The 3,232-nt window shown below is 53.8% G+C and carries 1 rRNA gene; it reads right to left on the bottom strand.

Annotation, left to right across the window (positions count from 1 at the left end):
* Positions 1-17: 17 nt before the first annotated feature.
* Positions 18-3,092 (bottom strand): 23S ribosomal RNA (locus tag QP968_RS10955).
* Positions 3,093-3,232 lie beyond the last annotated feature (140 nt).

Below are 3,232 nucleotides of genomic sequence, written 5' to 3'. Positions count from 1 at the left end.
GTGTGTGTTGGCCGATTGTTGTTTGTTGTTTGGTGTATTAGTACCAGTCACCTTCGCACTTTACGGTGCTTCCAGATCTGGCCTATCAACCCAGTAGTCTGCTGGGAACCTATGAAACCTCATCTTGAAACAGGCTTCCCGCTTAGATGCTTTCAGCGGTTATCCCTTCCGTACGTAGCCAACCAGCGATGCTCCTGGCGGAACAACTGGCACACCAGAGGTACGTCCGTCCCGGTCCTCTCGTACTAGGGACAGCTTTTCTCAAGTTTCAACGCGCGCGGCGGATAGAGACCGAACTGTCTCACGACGTTCTGAACCCAGCTCGCGTGCCGCTTTAATGGGCGAACAGCCCAACCCTTGGGACCTACTCCAGCCCCAGGATGCGACGAGCCGACATCGAGGTGCCAAACCATCCCGTCGATATGGACTCTTGGGGAAGATCAGCCTGTTATCCCCGGGGTACCTTTTATCCGTTGAGCGACACCACATCCACAAGTAGGTGCCGGATCACTAGTCCCGACTTTCGTCCCTGCTCGACTTGTAGGTCTCGCAGTCAAGCTCCCTTGTGCACTTACACTCTAAACACCTGATTGCCAACCAGGCTGAGGGAACCTTTGGGCGCCTCCGTTACATTTTGGGAGGCAACCGCCCCAGTTAAACTACCCACCAGGCACTGTCCCCAACCCAGATCATGGGCCAAGGTTAAGACATTCACTACGGTCAGAGTGGTATTTCACTTGATGACTCCACACCCACTAGCGTGAGCGCTTCACAGTCTCCCACCTATGCTACACAAACCGCAGTAAACACCAATACCAAGCTATAGTGAAGGTCCCGGGGTCTTTTCGTCCTGCCGCGCGTAACGAGCATCTTTACTCGTAGTGCAATTTCACCGGGCCTGTGGTTGAGACAGCAGGGAAGTCGTTACGCCATTCGTGCAGGTCGGAACTTACCCGACAAGGAATTTCGCTACCTTAGGATGGTTATAGTTACCACCGCCGTTTACTGGGGCTTAAATTCTCCGCTTCGACCCAAAAGGGTCTAACAGGTCCTCTTAACCTTCCAGCACCGGGCAGGCGTCAGTCCGTATACATCAACTTAACCGTCTTCGCACGGACCTGTGTTTTTGATAAACAGTCGCTTCCCTCTCTTCTCTGCGACCACAACCAGCTCACCAACGCAAGATTAGATCACCAGTTATGGCCCCCCTTCTCCCGAAGTTACGGGGGCAATTTGCCGAGTTCCTTAACCACAGTTCACCCGACCGCCTTAGTATTTTCTACCTGACTACCTGTGTCGGTTTCGGGTACGGGCCGTACACATACATCGCTAGAGGCTTTTCTCGACAGCACAGGATCACCACCATCACCCACTATGGGCTACGCATCACGCCTGACATATACGCAGGCCGCATTTGACTAACCTGCATGCTGCACGCTTACACCGCAATCCAATAAACGGCGTGGCTACCACTCTGTGTCACCCCATCACTGAACTACTACGGATCAGGCCCCACGCATCACACCCACCTGATCATCAAAGATGACCATGGCAGACGATCTGGGTGGTTAGTATCACCGACTCGTTCTGGGTCGCATGTATACGGGTACGGGAATATCAACCCGTTAACCATCGACTACGCCTGTCGGCCTCGCCTTAGGACCCGACTCACCCTGGGAAGACGAACTTGACCCAGGAACCCTTAGTCATCCGGCGGATACGATTCTCACGTATCATTCGTTACTCATGCCTGCATTCTCACTCGCACACAGTCCACGCGCCCTTACGATCACGCTTCACCCCATGCACGACGCTCCCCTACCCAACAAAAACTTGTTGCCGCGGTTTCGGCGGTGTACTTGAGCCCCACTACATTGTCGGCGCGCAACCACTCGACCAGTGAGCTATTACGCACTCTTTCAAGGGTGGCTGCTTCTAAGCCAACCTCCTGGCTGTCTTCGCGATTACACATCCTTTTCCACTTAGCACACCCTTAGGGGCCTTAACCGGCGGTCTGGGCTGTTTCCCTCTCGACTATGAAGCTTATCCCCCACAGTCTCACTGCCGCGCACCATGTAAACCGGCATTCGGAGTTTGGCTGACATTGCTAAGATGATAGTCCCGCTCAACCAACCAGTAGCTCTACCTCCGGCACACTAACGCGACGCTGCACCTAAATGCATTTCGGGGAGAACCAGCTATCACGGAGTTTGATTGGCCTTTCACCCCTACCCACAGCTCATCCCCGCAGTTTTCAACCTACGTGGGTTCGCGCCTCCACAACCTCTTACAGCTGCTTCACACTGGCCATGGGTAGATCACCCCGCTTCGGGTCCAGGACATGCCACTAACAACACACAATTAGCATTCGCTTTCGCTACGACTACCCCTACCACGGGTTAACCTCGCGACATGCCGCTGACTCGCAGGCTCATTCTTCAAAAGGCACGCCATCACACACATCGAGGTGCTCTGACGGATTGTAGGCACACAGTTTCAGGAACTATTTCACTCCCCTCCCGGGGTACTTTTCACCATTCCCTCACGGTACTTATCCACTATCGGTCACACTGAGTATTTAGGCTTACCGGGTGGTCCCGGCAGATTCACAGCAGATTCCACGAGCCCGCTGCTACTCGGGGACACAATCAAGCACACACCACTATGTCTTCACGTACGGGACTCTCACCCACTCCGGTAGACCATCCCAGGCCACTTCCGCTAACACAACAATGCGCACCGGTGTCTGGCAGAACACCACAACCGCACCCCACAACACCGCACACGCAACCCCTGCCAGGTATCACACGCACACGGTTTAGCCTCATCCACGTTCGCTCGCCGCTACTAGCAGAATCATTATTATTTTCCTCTCCTGTCGGTACTGAGATGTTTCACTTCCCGACGTCACCTCCCAACCGGCTATGAATTCACCAGCAGGTGACCACACACAACTGTGGCCAGGTTTCCCCATTCGGACACCCTCGGATCAACGCTTTGTTGACAACTCCCCGAGGCATAACGCAGTCTCACACGTCCTTCATCGGCTCAGCATGCCAAGGCATCCACCATGCGCCCTTCAGTAACAAACACAACAACACACACCCCACAAAAAGCAGAATGCATGCTCGGATACACAACACATACTCACACAAAAAATATTCTTCAAAGAAGAAAGATGCTCGCGTCCACTATACAGTTCTCACACACCACACCCACCACCACCAACCAC

The organism is Corynebacterium sp. MSK041 (genome assembly GCF_030232265.1).
Taxonomy (GTDB): Bacteria; Actinomycetota; Actinomycetes; order Mycobacteriales; family Mycobacteriaceae; genus Corynebacterium.
Note: the sequence above shows the minus strand (reverse complement) of the source record. Positions and strands in the feature narration are given on the sequence as shown.